16 protein-coding genes are annotated in these 14,709 nt (G+C 68.1%); 8 read left to right on the forward strand and 8 right to left on the reverse strand.

Annotated features, from left to right (window positions below):
• The first annotated feature begins 4 nt into the window (after window positions 1-4).
• Together MAY35_RS13865 and MAY35_RS13870 are read left to right on the forward strand one after the other, a co-directional pair.
• A complete protein-coding gene (locus MAY35_RS13865) occupies window positions 5-880 on the forward strand; it encodes a carbon-nitrogen hydrolase family protein (RefSeq protein ID WP_238421869.1) in 876 nt (291 codons plus the stop codon).
• Complete coding sequence (locus MAY35_RS13870; RefSeq protein ID WP_238421870.1) at window positions 877-2,046, forward strand: hypothetical protein; 1,170 nt, start codon at window positions 877-879, stop codon at window positions 2,044-2,046. Before MAY35_RS13865 ends, MAY35_RS13870 begins: the two co-directional genes overlap by 4 nt.
• Here MAY35_RS13870 and MAY35_RS13875 read toward each other — a convergent pair.
• Window positions 2,022-2,672: a hypothetical protein gene (locus tag MAY35_RS13875; protein WP_238421871.1), complete on the reverse strand. Its 651-nt coding sequence runs from the start codon at window positions 2,670-2,672 to the stop codon at window positions 2,022-2,024. The two genes, MAY35_RS13870 and MAY35_RS13875, sit on opposite strands and share 25 nt — an antisense overlap.
• Window positions 2,673-2,933: 261 nt before the next feature.
• Here MAY35_RS13875 and MAY35_RS23285 point away from each other — a divergent pair, with 261 nt between their 5' ends.
• Window positions 2,934-3,056, forward strand: coding sequence for a hypothetical protein (locus MAY35_RS23285; RefSeq protein WP_281063134.1), 123 nt, complete (start codon window positions 2,934-2,936; stop codon window positions 3,054-3,056).
• 581 nt (window positions 3,057-3,637) lie between these two features.
• Here MAY35_RS23285 and purU read toward each other — a convergent pair.
• Window positions 3,638-4,573: a formyltetrahydrofolate deformylase gene (purU, locus tag MAY35_RS13880; RefSeq protein ID WP_374237955.1), complete on the reverse strand. Its 936-nt coding sequence runs from the start codon at window positions 4,571-4,573 to the stop codon at window positions 3,638-3,640.
• 18 nt (window positions 4,574-4,591) lie between these two features.
• Between purU and deoC the strand changes: the two genes are divergently transcribed.
• On the forward strand, window positions 4,592-5,269 hold the full coding sequence (gene deoC / locus MAY35_RS13885) for a deoxyribose-phosphate aldolase (RefSeq protein WP_238421872.1): 678 nt from the start codon (window positions 4,592-4,594) through the stop codon (window positions 5,267-5,269).
• Between the two features lie 19 nt (window positions 5,270-5,288).
• On the opposite strand, the gene MAY35_RS13890 is transcribed toward deoC, so the two are convergent.
• Together MAY35_RS13890 and MAY35_RS13895 are read right to left on the reverse strand one after the other, a co-directional pair.
• The gene (locus tag MAY35_RS13890; protein ID WP_238421873.1) at window positions 5,289-6,263 is read right to left on the reverse strand and encodes an NAD(P)/FAD-dependent oxidoreductase; all 975 of its coding nucleotides are present in this window, start codon (window positions 6,261-6,263) and stop codon (window positions 5,289-5,291) included.
• A gap of 58 nt (window positions 6,264-6,321) precedes the next feature.
• Window positions 6,322-7,257: a trans-aconitate 2-methyltransferase gene (locus MAY35_RS13895; protein WP_238421874.1), complete on the reverse strand. Its 936-nt coding sequence runs from the start codon at window positions 7,255-7,257 to the stop codon at window positions 6,322-6,324.
• A gap of 48 nt (window positions 7,258-7,305) precedes the next feature.
• Here MAY35_RS13895 and MAY35_RS13900 point away from each other — a divergent pair, with 48 nt between their 5' ends.
• Both MAY35_RS13900 and MAY35_RS13905 read left to right on the forward strand, forming a co-directional pair.
• The gene (locus tag MAY35_RS13900; RefSeq protein ID WP_238421875.1) at window positions 7,306-7,917 is read left to right on the forward strand and encodes a helix-turn-helix domain-containing protein; all 612 of its coding nucleotides are present in this window, start codon (window positions 7,306-7,308) and stop codon (window positions 7,915-7,917) included.
• 67 nt (window positions 7,918-7,984) lie between these two features.
• A complete protein-coding gene (locus tag MAY35_RS13905; protein ID WP_245404067.1) occupies window positions 7,985-9,223 on the forward strand; it encodes an Ig-like domain-containing protein in 1,239 nt (412 codons plus the stop codon).
• On the opposite strand, the gene MAY35_RS13910 is transcribed toward MAY35_RS13905, so the two are convergent.
• The gene (locus tag MAY35_RS13910; RefSeq protein WP_238421877.1) at window positions 9,220-9,984 is read right to left on the reverse strand and encodes an SDR family NAD(P)-dependent oxidoreductase; all 765 of its coding nucleotides are present in this window, start codon (window positions 9,982-9,984) and stop codon (window positions 9,220-9,222) included. The genes MAY35_RS13905 and MAY35_RS13910 overlap by 4 nt on opposite strands.
• 84 nt (window positions 9,985-10,068) lie before the next feature.
• Between MAY35_RS13910 and MAY35_RS13915 the strand changes: the two genes are divergently transcribed.
• A complete protein-coding gene (locus tag MAY35_RS13915; protein ID WP_238421878.1) occupies window positions 10,069-11,196 on the forward strand; it encodes an ROK family transcriptional regulator in 1,128 nt (375 codons plus the stop codon).
• 56 nt (window positions 11,197-11,252) lie between these two features.
• Window positions 11,253-12,062 carry a transglutaminase family protein gene (locus MAY35_RS13920; RefSeq protein ID WP_238421879.1) on the forward strand — a complete coding sequence of 270 codons (810 nt, stop codon included), beginning with the start codon at window positions 11,253-11,255 and terminating at the stop codon, window positions 12,060-12,062.
• A 10-nt stretch (window positions 12,063-12,072) separates the two neighbouring features.
• On the opposite strand, the gene otsB is transcribed toward MAY35_RS13920, so the two are convergent.
• From otsB to MAY35_RS13935, 3 genes are read right to left on the reverse strand one after another with little or no spacing between them, the layout of a single operon-like run.
• Window positions 12,073-12,867, reverse strand: coding sequence for a trehalose-phosphatase (gene otsB / locus MAY35_RS13925; RefSeq protein WP_238421880.1), 795 nt, complete (start codon window positions 12,865-12,867; stop codon window positions 12,073-12,075).
• Entirely contained in the window at window positions 12,864-14,396 is a 1,533-nt protein-coding gene (locus MAY35_RS13930) for a trehalose-6-phosphate synthase (protein ID WP_308192457.1), read from the reverse strand. Before MAY35_RS13930 ends, otsB begins: the two co-directional genes overlap by 4 nt.
• A gap of 4 nt (window positions 14,397-14,400) precedes the next feature.
• Window positions 14,401-14,562 carry a hypothetical protein gene (locus MAY35_RS13935; RefSeq protein WP_005200235.1) on the reverse strand — a complete coding sequence of 54 codons (162 nt, stop codon included), beginning with the start codon at window positions 14,560-14,562 and terminating at the stop codon, window positions 14,401-14,403.
• Window positions 14,563-14,709: the final 147 nt, after the last annotated feature.

Raw genomic sequence — 14,709 nt, forward strand, 5'->3', positions numbered from 1 at the left:
GGACATGCGTGTGGCCATGGCCCAGATCAGTTCCACCGACGATCCGAACGCCAATCTGGCGACCCTGCGGACAGCGACCGAGGACGCCGCGGCGCGCGGTGCGGAACTGGTCGTGTTCCCGGAAGCGACGATGTGCCGATTCGGTGTGCCGCTCAAGCCCATTGCCGAAGACCTCGACGGCCCGTGGGCGCGCGGTGTGTCGGAGGTGGCGGCGTCGGCGGGTGTCACCGTCGTGGCCGGCATGTTCACCCCGTCCGGCGACGGACGGGTCCGCAACACCGTGCTCGTCGCGCAACCGGACGGTACCCGCGTCGGCTACCACAAGATCCACCTGTTCGACGCCTTCGGCTTCACCGAATCCAAGAACGTCGCGCCCGGCGACGAGCCGCTCACCTTTCGGGTCGGGGAGGTCACCGTGGGGGTGGCGACCTGCTATGACATCCGATTCCCGGCACTGTTCACGCACCTGGCCCGACGCGGCGCCGAGGTCATCGTGGTACCGACCTCCTGGGGTTCGGGCCCCGGCAAGCTGCGTCAGTGGGAGGTGCTGTCCTCGGCGCGAGCCCTGGATTCGACGACATTCGTGGTCGCGGTCGGCCAGGCGGTGCCGCCCGACGAGGAGGTGGCGGCGTCGGCCGCACCGACCGGAATCGGACACAGCCAAATCACAGACCCATTCGGTACGTTGGTCGCCGCGTATCCGGATAGCATCCGGATCGACGTGCACGACCTCGACCTAGCACTGGTCGAGAAGGCCCGTGGACAACTGGCAGTCCTCGCCAACGAGCGACACCTGCCGGTCGGCGGAGCGGTGGACACCGACCTGACAACAGCCGACGCGCGGCTCCGCGAGTCCGACGACCGAGGACGGAAACCATGAGCGACAGCAATACGCCCCGCCCCGACTCTTCATCCGGGGACGATCCCGTCGACCCGACCCATCGCATCGACCCCGCACCGGGAGACGCAGGCGACGAGTGGCAGCCGGCCCCACAGCAATCCGGACCAGACCAGGCCGCGTCAGAACAGTCCGGGCCGTCTCAGGCCGCACCTGAGCACTCACCGACCGAGCAGTTCCCGACCGACCCGATCGTCCCCGGCGCGCAGGCGTATTCGAAGGTTCCGCCCGCCGATGCCGAGACCACGGACTTCGGCAGCGGCCAGAAGCCGGCCACCACACAGTTCGGACCGGGCGACGAGCCCTACGGTTCCGGCCCCGTCGATGCGGCACCTCCGGGAGCACCCGGAAGCGGACCGGTCAGGACCTCGCCGCGGAAGAAGCGCAGCACCCGCAAGATCATCGCCTTCAGCGTGGTGGGTGTGCTGTTGCTGGGAGTCATCGCCGCGGTGGGCAGCGAACTATACCTGCGTAACAAGGTGACCGATTGTCTCGAGCAGTCGTTCAGCGGTCTCACGGGCGTGCCGACCGAGGTGTCGCTGAGTCGCAAACCGATCGTGCTGCAGGGCAGCGGCGACATCCCGTTCGTCCAGGTCGACACCGACGACAAGGCCGGCGGTGTGCGACTGCACATGCGGGCCGACGGCATCTCCGGCAGCGACACCGCCACCGACATCCGCAGTCTCAACGGCACCGGCTTCATCCCGTACGAGCGGATCGTCGAACTCAGCAAGGAACAGGCCGCGAGTTCCGGCCAGAGCACCGGTACCGCTGCCGGTGCCGCGACGGTCGAGCAGATCACCGGCAGCGCCGCCGACGGCACCTTCGAGGTGCAGGCCGCGTTCCCCGTCATGGTCTTCCAGGTGCCGGTGTCGGCGACCATCAAGCCGGTCGTCACCGACGGTCGCGTCGAGTTCCAGGTGGTCAAGGCCAGTGCACTCGTCTTCGGCATCCCGCCGGACTTCGCCCAGCAGATCGTCGACCAGGTCACGACGTCGTCGCTCGGGCCCTTCTTCGACGAGGTGCAGGTCGACTCGCTCAAGGTCACCGACACCGGACTGGAGTTCGCGATCAGCGGTTCGGACGTGCAACTGACCAGCGAGATGACCGGTGGATCGCAGGGTCAGTCGGGTGGTTGTTCCGTCTGACGGGGCCGACCCTCGACGAACCACACCGTGGGCCCGTCGGTGAGCGTGAACTCGTCGTAGATCCGACCGGACCAGTGCGGTCCGGACCACTTCCGGATGTACACGTCGGCCATGTGCTGGTCGGCGGTACTGGTGGTGACCCGTGCTCCGTTGCCCAGTGCGGCGGTCAGCACCGGTTCCATGAGACCGGTGAGTGAACCGGCCTGGCGGTGGTCCGGGTGCACCAGCGCGAACACGATGCTCACGGCTCCGGGCACCACGCACGCCGCCGACCTCTGCTGTAGTTCGCGGAATCGTGCGATGAAGCCGGGCAGCGCGGTCACGTAATACTGCGACCGCGCAGCCAGCTCGTCGCCGACCGGTTGCGCGCTGTGGTCGGGTTCGGCGACCGCGATCAGCGCGATCAGCCGGCCGTCCTGGGCGAACATGCCCCGGATGCCGGGCAGGAGATCGGTGAACAGGACGTCGGCATACCAGCGGTAGGCGTCGTCGGGGGCGTCCTCGCCGATCAGCCAGCGGTACACCGGTACCTCGCGCATCTCCGGGCCGAGAAGGTCGAGCGCAGCCGGCCGATCGTCGTCTGTCAGCGGGCGCACGGTCGTGCCGACCGCCTGCGAAGTCCCCATATCCGTATATCAGCACATTCGTCGGGAGAATCGGGTCGAAGTCGCTGAGGAATGTCAGATCCCTCGATTTTCTCGCGACAACCCGGTTCGTGTGTCGGATTTGCGCTTCGGTTAGAAATGCTCCTGCGATTGTTAAACTGAGAGTTTTGGTTATTGAATGACAGTCCCGTGATCGCTCTGTAATGTCGCCCCCGAGCCGTTCCGCATGTGAGAGTGGGCGGTTTGCACAGATGATCTCACCACTGGCGAAAGAGGACGACCATGGCAGGAATAGTGGACGGCGGCATCACCGGAGCGATCACGGGAGCCATCGAGGTGATTCTCGGTGGACTCGGAGATTCCGGATCGATCGGCGGCGGCTCCCTCGGCGGCGACGCCGACTGACACAGTTCATGCCGACGCGGCATCCCCTCCGCGTGTCGGCATCGCTGCAGTTCCACCGGTTCGGCAGTCGTTGACGCGCTGTGCGGAGACGACTGCCGAACCTTTTGTCTGCCCAGAAACAGCAATATCGTTGCATTGACGATGCAATCAGAATATCGGCAACAATTTTTCGTCTTTCTGGTCGTAATTCTTCCCGACCCCGCTCACCTGCGGCTTCGCGGAATCACCGACATGTGTTTTGCCCACGATTGCCGAGTGATCGGCGCGCACGGGCAGACATTTCCGAAATGGATATGTAACGTCGGAAACGAGCCGACGCACGGGTGAGAGCGGACGGTTTGTATCGAAAGATCTCACCAAAAGACGAAGGAGTAATCATGGGAGAACTTGTCACCGGTGTCATCGAAGAAGTCCTCGGCGATCTCGTCACCGGATCGCTCGAAGGCGAACAGCCCACAGACCCGTCGTAAGTCGACGCACACTTCGGAACGCCCCGCGACCTCGGTCGCGGGGCGTTTCGCGTTTCACGTGATCAGAAAAGTGCGGTCGTCTGCAGGCCGGTGTGTCGGCGATGACGACGGTCAGTTGAACACGACGGTCTTGCGGCCGTGGACGAGTACACGGTCCTCGAGGTGCCATCGCAGCCCCCGTGAGAGGACGAGGGTCTCGATGTCCCGACCCTGCCGGACCATGTCGGCCACGGAGTCGCCGTGATCGACGCGTACGACGTCCTGCTCGATGATCGGTCCGGCATCGAGATCGGCCGTCACGTAGTGGCAGGTGGCACCGATCAGCTTGACTCCGCGCGCGAACGCCTGATGGTAGGGGCGCGCGCCGATGAAGCTGGGCAGAAAGCTGTGGTGGATGTTCAGGGCGCGACCGGCCCACGCCTCGCAGAGCTGCGGCGGCAGGATCTGCATGAACCGGGCCAGCACCACGGCGTCGGGCTGATAACCCTCGACGATCCGACCCAGCTCGGCAAAGGCCTCGGCCTTGCGCTCCCCGGCGAACGGGACGTGGTGGAAGGGAATGCCGAAACGCGTTGCTAGATCCTCGAGTTCACGGTGGTTGCCGATGATCGCGCGGATCGCGGCCGGAAGTTCGCCCCGGTGCGCCCGACCGAGCAGGTCCAGGAGGCAGTGGGTTTCCTTGCTGACCAGCAGCACGACGGACTTCGTGGCCCGAGAGTCGGTGAGTCGCCACTCGGTGTCGGGTCCGAGCTGGTCGGCGACCTCGGCGGCGAAGCGTGCACGCAGCTCCTCCGGACTCGACGACACCGAATCCGCGCGGATCGCTTGACGCGTGAAGAACCAGCCGGTCTCCTCGTCGGAGTGGTAGGCCGCCTCGGTGATCCAGCCGCCGACGTCGGTGAGGAAGGTCGAGATGCGGGCCACGATGCCCGTGCGGTCGGGGCAGCCGAGCGTCAGCACATAGCGGTGCTCGGTGTGATCTGCCTGGGTCGGATCCTTTTGGGTCGGATCCGTATGGGTTGTCTGTCCGGTGGCCACGACTGCCAGTGTGCCAAGCTCGTCGGTGTGACGAACACGGACCTGCGGCGGAGCGATGTCGCCGCCATCATCGACCACACCCTCCTCAAACCCGAGGCCACGCGTGCGGATGCGGAGGCCACGGTCGCCGAGGCGGCGCGGCTCGGGGTGCTGGCGGTCTGCCTGTCGCCGTCCATGCTGCCGATCGACACCGGGGACCTGCGGACCTGCGTGGTGGCCGGATTCCCGTCGGGAAAACATCATTCGCTGGTCAAGGCCGCCGAGGCACGGCTCGCCGTCGATTCGGGCGCCCAGGAGATCGACATGGTCATCGACGTCGGCGCGGCGGTGGACGGCCGGTTCGACGAGGTCTTCGCCGACGTCCTGACGGTTCGCGAGGCCGTCGGTGAGGACACACTGCTGAAGGTCATCGTCGAGTCGGCCGCCCTGCTCGAGTATGCCGGGCCGGACACCCTCGTCGAGGTGTGCCTCCGGGCCGAACGCGCGGGCGCGTCGATGGTGAAGACGTCGACCGGCTTCCACCCGGCGGGCGGCGCGAGCGTCGAGGCCGTGACCTTGATGCGCGACGCGGTCGGCGCCCGGGTCGGGGTGAAGGCCAGCGGTGGCATCCGCACCGCCGACTTCGCCGCCGAACTGATCGCCGCCGGCGCCACCCGACTCGGCCTGTCGTCCTCGGCGACCGTTCTCGACGGCTTCCCCGACTAGCACCCGGGTCCGCGCGACGTCAGGCCGGCGCGGCGACCTTCGCGTCGAGTTCGGCCATCACCAGACTGGCGTTGACCGCGGCCCCGGCCGACACGCCCTCGCCCATCGCGACGGTCACCATCGCGTGCACGGTGGTCGCATTGCCCACTGCCCACACCCCCGGGACGTCGGTCTCACCCATCACACCGGTGCCGATGAGCCCGCCCATGGGCCCCTCGGCCAGGGAACCGCCCAGACGTTCGTACAGCTCACCGCGCACGACGAACTTCGGCGCCACGACCACCGCGTCGGCGTCGAGCACCGAGCCGTCCGTCATGAGCACGCCGTCGAGGACCGCGGTACCGCCCTCGTCGCGGGTACGGACCCGCTCGACTGATCGCTCGTCGATCGCGATGTCCATCGCGGCGAGGTTCGTCCGGTCGGTGTCCGACAGGGCGGCCGGATCGTGGGTGATGATGGTGACCTGATCGCTGAGCTGCCGGAACATCAGGGCCTGGTGTGCCGACATCGGGCTCGTGGCGATCAGCGCGATCCGCTTGCCGCGGACCTCGTATCCGTGGCAGTAGGGGCAGTGCAGCACGTCGCGCCCCCACAGTTCGGCGACGCCGGGGATGTCGGGGAGCTCGTCGACGAGTCCGGTCGCGAGGATCAGCCTGCGTGCGGCCACCTTCTCGCCCGATGCGAGCGACAGGGTGAACGCGTCGTTGTCGGTGGCGGCGTCGACGACGGTGCCCGAGCGGATCTCGGCGCCGTATCCGATGGCCTCGGCACGGCCGCGCTCGAGCAGGGCCAGCGGGGAGATGCCGTCTTGCCCGAGCACGTTGTGGGCGCCCGCGGCCGGAGCGTTGCGCGGTGCACCCGCATCGATCACGACCACCTTGCGCAGTGAACGTGCCAGCACGGTCGCGGCGCTCAGGCCCGCGGCCCCGCCGCCGATGATCGCGGCGTCGTATTCGATTGCGGCGGAATCATTTATGTTCTCATTCGTGGTCATCGGGTCCTCTTTCGGGAGATGAAGGTCGGGTCGGTGCGTGTGCTGGATGCGGCACTGTTCAGGACGCGGCGCCGCGCGGACGCGCGATCCAGACGAGTCGCCCGGCGCTCATGGTGAGGTCGTCGCGACGGTGCAGCGCTGCGGGATTGTCCTCATCGAGCAGATCGTCGAGGGCGGACACATCGACGGGGCTCAGAGCGGACGGATGGGGGTCGGCGGACGTTGGGGTCAGACGGTGCCGGAACTGACTGAACCAGTGCCGGGCGTACCGCGCGACCGACTGGCTCGGGCCGCCGCGCTCGATCTCGATGGTCTGGTGACGCAGAACGTCGTAACCGGCATCGTCGAGCGTGTCCGTCCAGTCTACGAGGGCTTCCCATCCGGCGTGTGCGGTTGCAGCCTGGCAGCGGTCCTGGAGGTCCCGCAGTTCGGAGTCCTCGCCGGCCGGCGAGAACCGGGGCACGTCCGCCATCTCGGCGATCGCGACGACGCCGTCGCCGGCGAGCGAGGTCGCGATCGCGCGAAGCAGAGCCACCGGGTTCGCGACGTGGTGCAACGACATCGCCGCCCACACGACGTCGGGGGAACCGAGTTCGGGCAGTCCGGCGTCGAGGTCGGCGACGACGGTCTCGAGCCGGGCGGCGAAGCCGGCCTTCTCGGCCCGCTGCGTGACGAGCGCCGCCATCTCCGGCGAGCTGTCGACAGCGACGATCCTTGCGTCGGTGAACCGACGGGCGAGGGCTTCGGTTCCGGTCCCCGTTCCCGCGCCGAGATCGACGATGGTGCGGGGTGCCCGGCCGAGGGCGTCGGCGATGAGCGCTGAGGCGTCGTCGAGGTATCCGCCCATCAGCTCGGCGTCGAGGTCGAGGGCCGACACGAGATGCGGGTGGGTCCCGTGGTCGTGTCCATGGTGGTTGTCGGAAGCGGATGCGGCGTGGTGTGTCGATGCGGATGCGGATGCGTGTGTCGATGCGGAGTGGTGTGTCCCGGTCATGACATCCACGGTAGCGCCGGTATGCCCCGATGGCATAGCATCTTGCCAATGACGCAAGAACTCGACACGGTGGTCCGTCAACGCATCCGTGGCCTGCGCGTGGCGAAAGGGTGGACCCTCGACGCCCTGGCCGCCCGCTGCTATCTCTCCCCGTCGACCCTGAGCCGCATCGAGACGGGTCATCGACGAGTGGCCCTCGACCAGCTCGTGCCGATCGCCCGCGCGCTGGGCACCACGCTCGACCAGCTCGTGGAACCGGCCGACGACACCGACGTCGTCATCCGACCCCAACCGCACACCGTCGACGGGATGACGATGTGGCTGCTGTCCCGCGAGAACACCCCCCAGGGGGTAACGGTGGCAAAGGTGCGGTTCGAGCGGGAGGAACCGCCCGGTGAGCTGCGCGTCCACCCCGGACTGGAGTGGTTCACGGTGCTGTCGGGCACCATCAAGCTGTGGCTGGGTGACCGCACCATCCTCGTTCCCACGGGTGACGCCGCCGAGTTCCCGACGATGGTCCCGCACGCGATCTGCGCCTACCAGGGCCCGGCGGAGGTGCTGTCGATCATGGATCACGCCGGTGAGCGCGCACATCATCCGTCGATGCGCACGGCGACGGACACGCATGCGCTCGAGAGCGTCGAACACACCGCGTCCTGACGTTCGGACGATCGATGCGGTGCGTCGCATCGGTAAGGTTGATGCGGTGATCACTCCCCAGGTCCCGCTGAACCGACGTTCCGTGCTCGCGGCGGCCGGCGTCGGCGCGCTCGGGGTCGCGGTGGCGGCCTGCTCGGGTTCCGGTACCGGCTCCGGCGACGACAAGCCCGCCGACCCGTCCGTCCGGCTCACCTTCACGCCCGCTCTCGACGCCGAGCCGCCCAGTCCCACCGCCGAGATCTCGGTGAAGGCGTCCGACGGCCTCCTCAACCCGGACGTCAAGCTGACCAATCCACGTGGCGTCGTCGTGAAGGGTGAACTCTCCGCCGACCGCACGACGTACACGATCGCCGAACCGCTGGGGTACGGGACCGAATACACTTGGAGCGGAACCGCGGTGGGCACCGACCGCAAGGTCGTTCCGGTCGCCGGGACCTTCACGACACTCGAACCGTCGAGCCAGGTGAACGTGGTCGTCAACATCGGCGACGGGCAGGAGGTCGGCATCGCGGCGCCGATCATCCTGAAGTTCGACGGCACGGTCGAGGACAAGGAAGCCGTCGAACGCGCCCTGACGGTCACCACGACACCGCCCACGGAGGGGTCGTGGGCCTGGCTCGGTGAGGACAACGGTTCCCGGGTGCATTGGCGGCCGCGCGAGTACTGGGCGCCGGGCACCAAGGTCAGCATGAAGGCAGATCTTTACGGGCTCGACCATGGTGCCGGCGCATATGGCGCGGCGGACGTGACATGCGATTTCTCCATCGGACGCGCGCAGATCGTGAAGGCGGCGGAGTCGTCGCACCAGATCGTCGTGCAGCGTGACGGGGCGGAGTTGATGACACTGCCCTGCAGCTATGGCGGCGGCGACCTCGACCGCAACGTCACCCGTTCCGGAATCCACGTGGTCACCGAGAAGTACGAAGAGTTCTTCATGAGCAACCCGGCCGCGGGCTACTTCAACATCCGCGAGCGCTGGGCGGTGCGGATCTCCAACAACGGCGAGTTCATCCACGCGAACCCCGAGACGGTCAACGTGCAGGGCTCGGCGAACGTCACCAACGGATGCATCAACCTGTCCGAGGCCGACGCCGAGCGCTACTTCGGGGTCGCGGTGTACGGCGATCCCGTCGAGGTCACCGGGACGAGGATCGCGCTGTCGGAGGCCGACGGCGACATCTACGACTGGATCTACGACTGGGAGACCTGGCAGAGCATGTCGGCGATCAAGGGTGAGGTCCGCGAGACGTCGGTCCCCGCGACCCCCAGCGGTGCGCCCACGTCGAACGCCCCGGCGCCTCGCTAGCCGGTCCGGATGTTGCGGCGGGCCGAGGCCTGATCGCGCGGCTTGAGCACGATCTGGTCGAGGTTGACGTGCGGCGGACGTGATGCGACGAAGCCGATGACCTCGGCGACGTCATCGGCCGTCAACGGCGTCAGTCCCTCGTACACCGCGTCGGCGCGTTCCTTGTCGCCTTCGAAGCGCACGAGTGAGAAGTCCGTCTCCACCATGCCCGGGAGGATCTCGGTGAGCCGGACGGGTTCGCCGAGCAGTTCGTAGCGCAGCGTGCGGTGGGTCAGCGCCTGGGCGTGTTTGGCGGAGGTGTACCCGGCACCGTTGTCGTAGGCCTCGATGGCGGCGATCGACGTGACCGCGACGATCAGTCCGTCTCCCGATGCGATGAGCGCGGGGATGAGGGCCTTGGTGACCCGGAGGCTGCCGAGGACGTTGGTCTCCCACATCCAGCGCCAATCGTCGAGATCGGCCGTCGCGACCGGATCGAGGCCCTTGGCGCCACCGGCATTGTTGACGAGCACGTGCACGGTGTCGAGCCCGTCGACGAATGCGGCCACCGACTCGTCGTCGGTGACGTCGAGTTGCCTACCGGTACCGCCGATCTCGTCGGCCAGCGCGGTCACCCGGTCGACCCGCCGCGCGCCGACCACCACATGGAAGCCCTGTGCGGCGAGTCGCCGCGCGGTGGCGGCGCCGATCCCCGAACTCGCGCCGGTGACCACGGCGATCGGTCGGGTGTCGGTCGGGCGGGAAGCGTTGTCAGTGCTCATGCGCTCAACCTTACGGTTCGGCGCAAGCGGTGCGGTCGGGCCTCATCGGCGCCCGGTGTTCGAGTCCACTGCTACATTCGTCGCATGCATGGGGGAGTGATCCCGGCGGCACTGCAACTGACGTCCACCCCGGCGGCGGCCGTGTTGCACGCGATCCGCGTGAACGGGCCGGTGACGCGAGACCAGCTGGCCGCGTCGACGGGCCTGTCACCCGCGACCATCAACCGCCAGATCCATGCCCTCGCCGCACACGGCCTCATCGCCGAGCGCCCCGATCTGGCGGCGCCGAAATCGATTGGCAGACCCAAGAATCCGCTCACCATCGACCGGGACTCGTTGTGTGTGGCGGGGATGCACATCGGTGCGCGGCGGACGGTGCTGGTCATCGCCGACCTCGGCGGCCGACCGCTCTACAGCCACGCCGTGCTGACCCCGACCGGCGATCAGACCGACGCCCTGGAGCAGCTGTGCGATCTCCTCGCCGAGCTCGCCGGCCGCTTCAGCGGACGCCGGGTGCTCTGGGGCGGGGTGGCGGTCGGCGGGGCGGTCGATGCGGACACCGGTGTCGTCAACCATCGCGTACTGGGCTGGCATCAACTCCCGGTGGGCGCAACGCTTGCGGCGCACCTCGACACTCCGGTATCGGTGTGCGAACACGTCGAGGCGATGGCCGCCGCCGAGCTCCTCCTGACCCATCCGCGCGACGACCAGGGCTCGGGCCTGTTCTTCTACGCCCGGGAAACCGCCGGTATGGCAATGACTCTCGACGGTCGGGTCCATGTCCCGGAGCGGGGGGCCGGCACCATCGCGCATCTACCGGTCTCGGCGCCGGTCCTCGCCCCGGGGCTCACCCGCGTCCGTTTGCAGAACGTCATCGGCAACGATGCCGCGGAGGCCGCAGCCGGTCGCCTGGGCATCGACGCGACGTCGGCACGCATCGTCGACGAACGCGCGCGGGTGCTCGGCGAAGCCGTCGCCCTGATCCGGGATGTGATCAACCCCGACGCCATCGTCGTGGCGGGGGAGGCGTTCGCCGCCCATCCACACGGACTCGCACCGGTGCAGGCCGCCTTCGACGAGACCACCACCCTGACGTGGCCGCTGGAGATCGCGCCGTCGAGATTCGGTGTGCGCGTGCAGGAGAGCGCGGCGATCGTGGTGGCGCTCAGCGTCATCTACGCCGACCCGATCGCTGCGGTCGCAACACTCTGACGGTGGTCGGGGCGCCTGCCACTGCCGTCGGCGCGGGCATCCCCTACGGTGAGACCATGACGCTCCCACGCGATGTGTCCGCACACCTCGAGGTGCGGGTCGACGACCCGACCGAGCTGGAGATGCAGATCACGGTCGCCAAGCTCCCCGGTCTCCAGCTGGAGGAAGAACTCGAGATCGAGTTCGACGGCCGCCCGCTGACACCGGAAGAGCTCATCGCGCCGCACGGCTCGCGCATCCACCGCATGCAGCTCGATCGGGGTCTGCTGACCATCGACTACCGGGCGTCGGTCCTGACTCCCGCCGACCCGTTGCCGGTGGACATCACCGACCGGTCGATGTACTTGCGGCCCAGCCGATATGCCGAAAGCGACAAGTTCTTCGGTTTCGTGGCCGGGCAGTTCGACTTCTCCACGCCCGACGGCGAGCTGCTCACCCAGGTGGCATCATTCGTCTCGGAGCGGCTCAGCTACATCCCCGGCACGAGTGATCCGATCGACGGCGCCGCGGACACCCTCCTGGCGGGTGCCGGGGTGTGCCGCGACTACGCGCACCTCGTCGTCGCCCTGCTGCGGGCGCTCAACATCCCGGCACGTCTGGTCGCCGTGTATGCACCGGGTTGTTCGCCGATGGACTTCCATGCGGTGGCCGAGGCCATCGTCGACGGGGAGTGGGTGGTGGTCGACGCGACCGGACTCGCCCCACGCCAGAGTCTGGTGCGGATCGCCACGGGCCGGGACGCGGCCGACACCGCGTTCCTGGACAATCACCGCGGCTCGATCAATCTCAACTCGTACACGGTGACCGCGACGGTGCGCGGAGACCTGCCGGTCGACGACCGCACCTCGCGCGTCCGGATCGGCTGAACCGGGTCCGTCAGGGGCGGCGGGCAGTGAGTCGCTCGGCGCGCTGTGCCGCCACGAACCCGAGAACCGTTGCGACGTCGGCGGTGTCGGCGATGCGATACCCGGCCGCCGTGTTGCCCTCACCGACCTTGATGCCGATGTCGCCGGTCTCCGGGCTCAGGTGGGCGAAAGCCTTCTCGTCGGTCACGTCGTCGCCGAGATAGATCACCGCGTCGGCGCCGATTCGCCCGCGCAGTGCGTCGAGCGCGTGACCCTTGCTGGTCTCGATCACCGCCAGCTCGATGACGGCCTTGCCCTCGGTGACGTGGACGCCCGGCCACGACGCCGGTCCCGAGCGGGCGCGGTCCAAGGCGGCGTCCGCGTCGACGGCGGACGCGTTGCGGACATGCAGGACGGTGCTGGCCGGTTTGACCTCGACCGTCGTGCCCGGGTGTTCCGCTGCGATCGAACGCAATTCGTCGACGAGTCGGGCGAGCAGCGTGCGTGCCTCGTCGGTGACCTCGACGGCGAACCCGGACTCGAACTCGCTGCCGTGACTGCCAACCAGCACCACCGGTGCGGACAGGCCGGACAGCTCCGCCAGCACGGCGCGCTCGCGACCGGATACCACGGCGACGGCGGTGTCGGGCAACCGGGCGGCGGCGGTGAGGGCGTCGATCGATGCGGGGTCGGGAACGGCATCCTCGGGACGCGACACGATCGGCGAGACGCACCCGTCATAGTCACTGGCCAGGAGCAACACCCGCGCCTCGGCGGCGCGGGTCAGTGCCTCGGCCAGGTCCGCGGGGATGGCGTTGTCGCTCACCGCGGTTCGTCCACGAGGTGCACACCGCGATTGGCCGACAGCTCGGTGTCCGAGTCGGCGCCGAGGGTGCCGAGGAAGCTCTCCGCCCACTTCGAGACATCGTGGGTGAGTACCTGCCGGCGCAGCGCGCGCATGCGACGCCTGCCTTCGTGTTCACTTTGTTCGACGGCGGCCTGGATCGCGTCCTTCACGCCGTCGAGGTCGTACGGGTTGGCCTGGTAGGCGGAACGCAGTTCGGCGGCGGCGCCGGTGAATTCGCTCAGCACGAGCGCTCCACCCAGATCGCCGCGGCAGGCCACGTACTCCTTGGCGACGAGGTTCATGCCGTCGCGCAGCGGAGTGACCAGCATGACGTCGGCGGCGACGAAGAACGCGACGAGCTCCTCCCGCGGCACCGGGCGGTGCAGGTACTGGACCACGGGCTGCCCGACGCTGGCATAGGTGCCGTTGATGTTGCCGACGAGCTGTTCGATCCCGGCCCGCATCTGCTTGTAGCTCTCGACACGCTCACGACTGGGCGTGGCGAGCTGCAGCATCACGGTCTCGGCGGGGTCGAGACGCTCCTCGGCCAGCAACTCCGAGATGGCCTTGAGTCGGACATCGATGCCCTTGGTGTAGTCGAGACGGTCGACGCCGAGCATGATCGTCTTCGGATTGCCGAGTTCGCGACGGATCTCGGCGGCGCGTTCTCGGATCGTGCGGCTCTTGGCCAGCGTCGCGAGCTCGCCGGAATCGATCGAGATGGGGAACGCGCCGACGCGGACGGTGCGGAAACCGACCTGCACCACACCGAATCGCGAGCGGACGCCCACGGTGCCCTTGCTCGTCGCCTGACCGGCGAGACGCCGCGCGAGGAACAGGAAGTTCTGGGCGCCGCCGGGGAGGTGGAAGCCGATCAGGTCCGCGCCGAGGAGACCTTCCACGATCTCGGTGCGCCACGGCATCTGCATGAACAACTCGACCGGCGGGAACGGGATGTGCAGGAAGAAGCCGATCTTCACGTCGGGTCGGAGCATGCGCAGCATCTTGGGGACGAGCTGCAGCTGATAGTCCTGAACCCAGACGACCGCACCCTCGCCGGCGGCCCGCGAAGCCGCCTCCGCGAAGCGGCGGTTCACCTCGACGTAGGTGTTCCACCATTCGCGGTGGTACTCGGGTTTGACGATGACGTCGTGATAGAGCGGCCAGAGGGTGGCGTTGGAGAATCCCTCGTAGTACTCGGCGATCTCCTGCGTCGACAGCGGCACCGCGTGGATGTCGATGCCCTCGATGTCGGGGTTGTCGTCGGAGTCGGGGATGCCCGACCAGCCGACCCAGGCGCCGGTGTTGGCGCGCAGGATCGGTTCGAGCGCGGTGACGAGCCCGCCGGGACTCCGCTTCCAGTTGACCGTCCCGTCGGGCAGGACTTCCTTGTCGACCGGCAGTCGGTTGGCGACGACGACGAATTCGGCGCCGTCGCGGGCGGCCCGGGGTCCTCCGCCCGCCGTGTCGGCAGGCGTGTTGTCGGTGTCTCCCGCTCGCGGTGTCACCTGGTCAGGCGTTCTCGCCCGGCGCGATTCCCAGCATGGCGAGCAGCATCCGGCACTCGTCGGCGTCGGTGGCGTAGGCGGCGACGACGCGGCGGGCCGAATTGGCGGTCTCGTCGGCTACCGGTTCCAGCTCTTCGTCGGCGATGTCGGTGGTCTTCGCGGGCATGGATGTCCCCTCTTGGTGCGGCATGTCTGTGGGTCGGAGCGGCCGAGGTGGCGACGCCCGACTTCCTATTCTACCCGGGGTGTGGCCGACACCCACCTCGGCGGCTCAGCGGTACGGCGGCGGGGGAGCCGGTGGTGGGGGTGCTGA

Origin of the sequence: Gordonia sp. 'Campus', from assembly GCF_022206305.1 — a bacterium.
In the GTDB taxonomy this organism is placed as follows: domain Bacteria; phylum Actinomycetota; class Actinomycetes; order Mycobacteriales; family Mycobacteriaceae; genus Gordonia.

What these genes read in the sequence shown, in the direction of transcription:
- MAY35_RS13910 (WP_238421877.1), bottom strand. Translation starts at nt 9,984, where the DNA reads ATGAGCACTGACAACGCTTCCCGCCCGACCGACACCCGACCGATCGCC.
- MAY35_RS13890 (WP_238421873.1), bottom strand. Translation starts at nt 6,263, where the DNA reads ATGACCACGAATGAGAACATAAATGATTCCGCCGCAATCGAATACGAC.
- MAY35_RS13935 (WP_005200235.1), bottom strand. Translation starts at nt 14,562, where the DNA reads ATGCCCGCGAAGACCACCGACATCGCCGACGAAGAGCTGGAACCGGTA.
- MAY35_RS13915 (WP_238421878.1), top strand. Translation starts at nt 10,069, where the DNA reads ATGCATGGGGGAGTGATCCCGGCGGCACTGCAACTGACGTCCACCCCG.
- MAY35_RS13865 (WP_238421869.1), top strand. Translation starts at nt 5, where the DNA reads ATGCGTGTGGCCATGGCCCAGATCAGTTCCACCGACGATCCGAACGCC.
- MAY35_RS13875 (WP_238421871.1), bottom strand. Translation starts at nt 2,672, where the DNA reads ATGGGGACTTCGCAGGCGGTCGGCACGACCGTGCGCCCGCTGACAGAC.
- MAY35_RS13920 (WP_238421879.1), top strand. Translation starts at nt 11,253, where the DNA reads ATGACGCTCCCACGCGATGTGTCCGCACACCTCGAGGTGCGGGTCGAC.
- MAY35_RS23285 (WP_281063134.1), top strand. Translation starts at nt 2,934, where the DNA reads ATGGCAGGAATAGTGGACGGCGGCATCACCGGAGCGATCACGGGAGCC.
- MAY35_RS13900 (WP_238421875.1), top strand. Translation starts at nt 7,306, where the DNA reads ATGACGCAAGAACTCGACACGGTGGTCCGTCAACGCATCCGTGGCCTG.
- MAY35_RS13895 (WP_238421874.1), bottom strand. Translation starts at nt 7,257, where the DNA reads ATGACCGGGACACACCACTCCGCATCGACACACGCATCCGCATCCGCA.
- MAY35_RS13870 (WP_238421870.1), top strand. Translation starts at nt 877, where the DNA reads ATGAGCGACAGCAATACGCCCCGCCCCGACTCTTCATCCGGGGACGAT.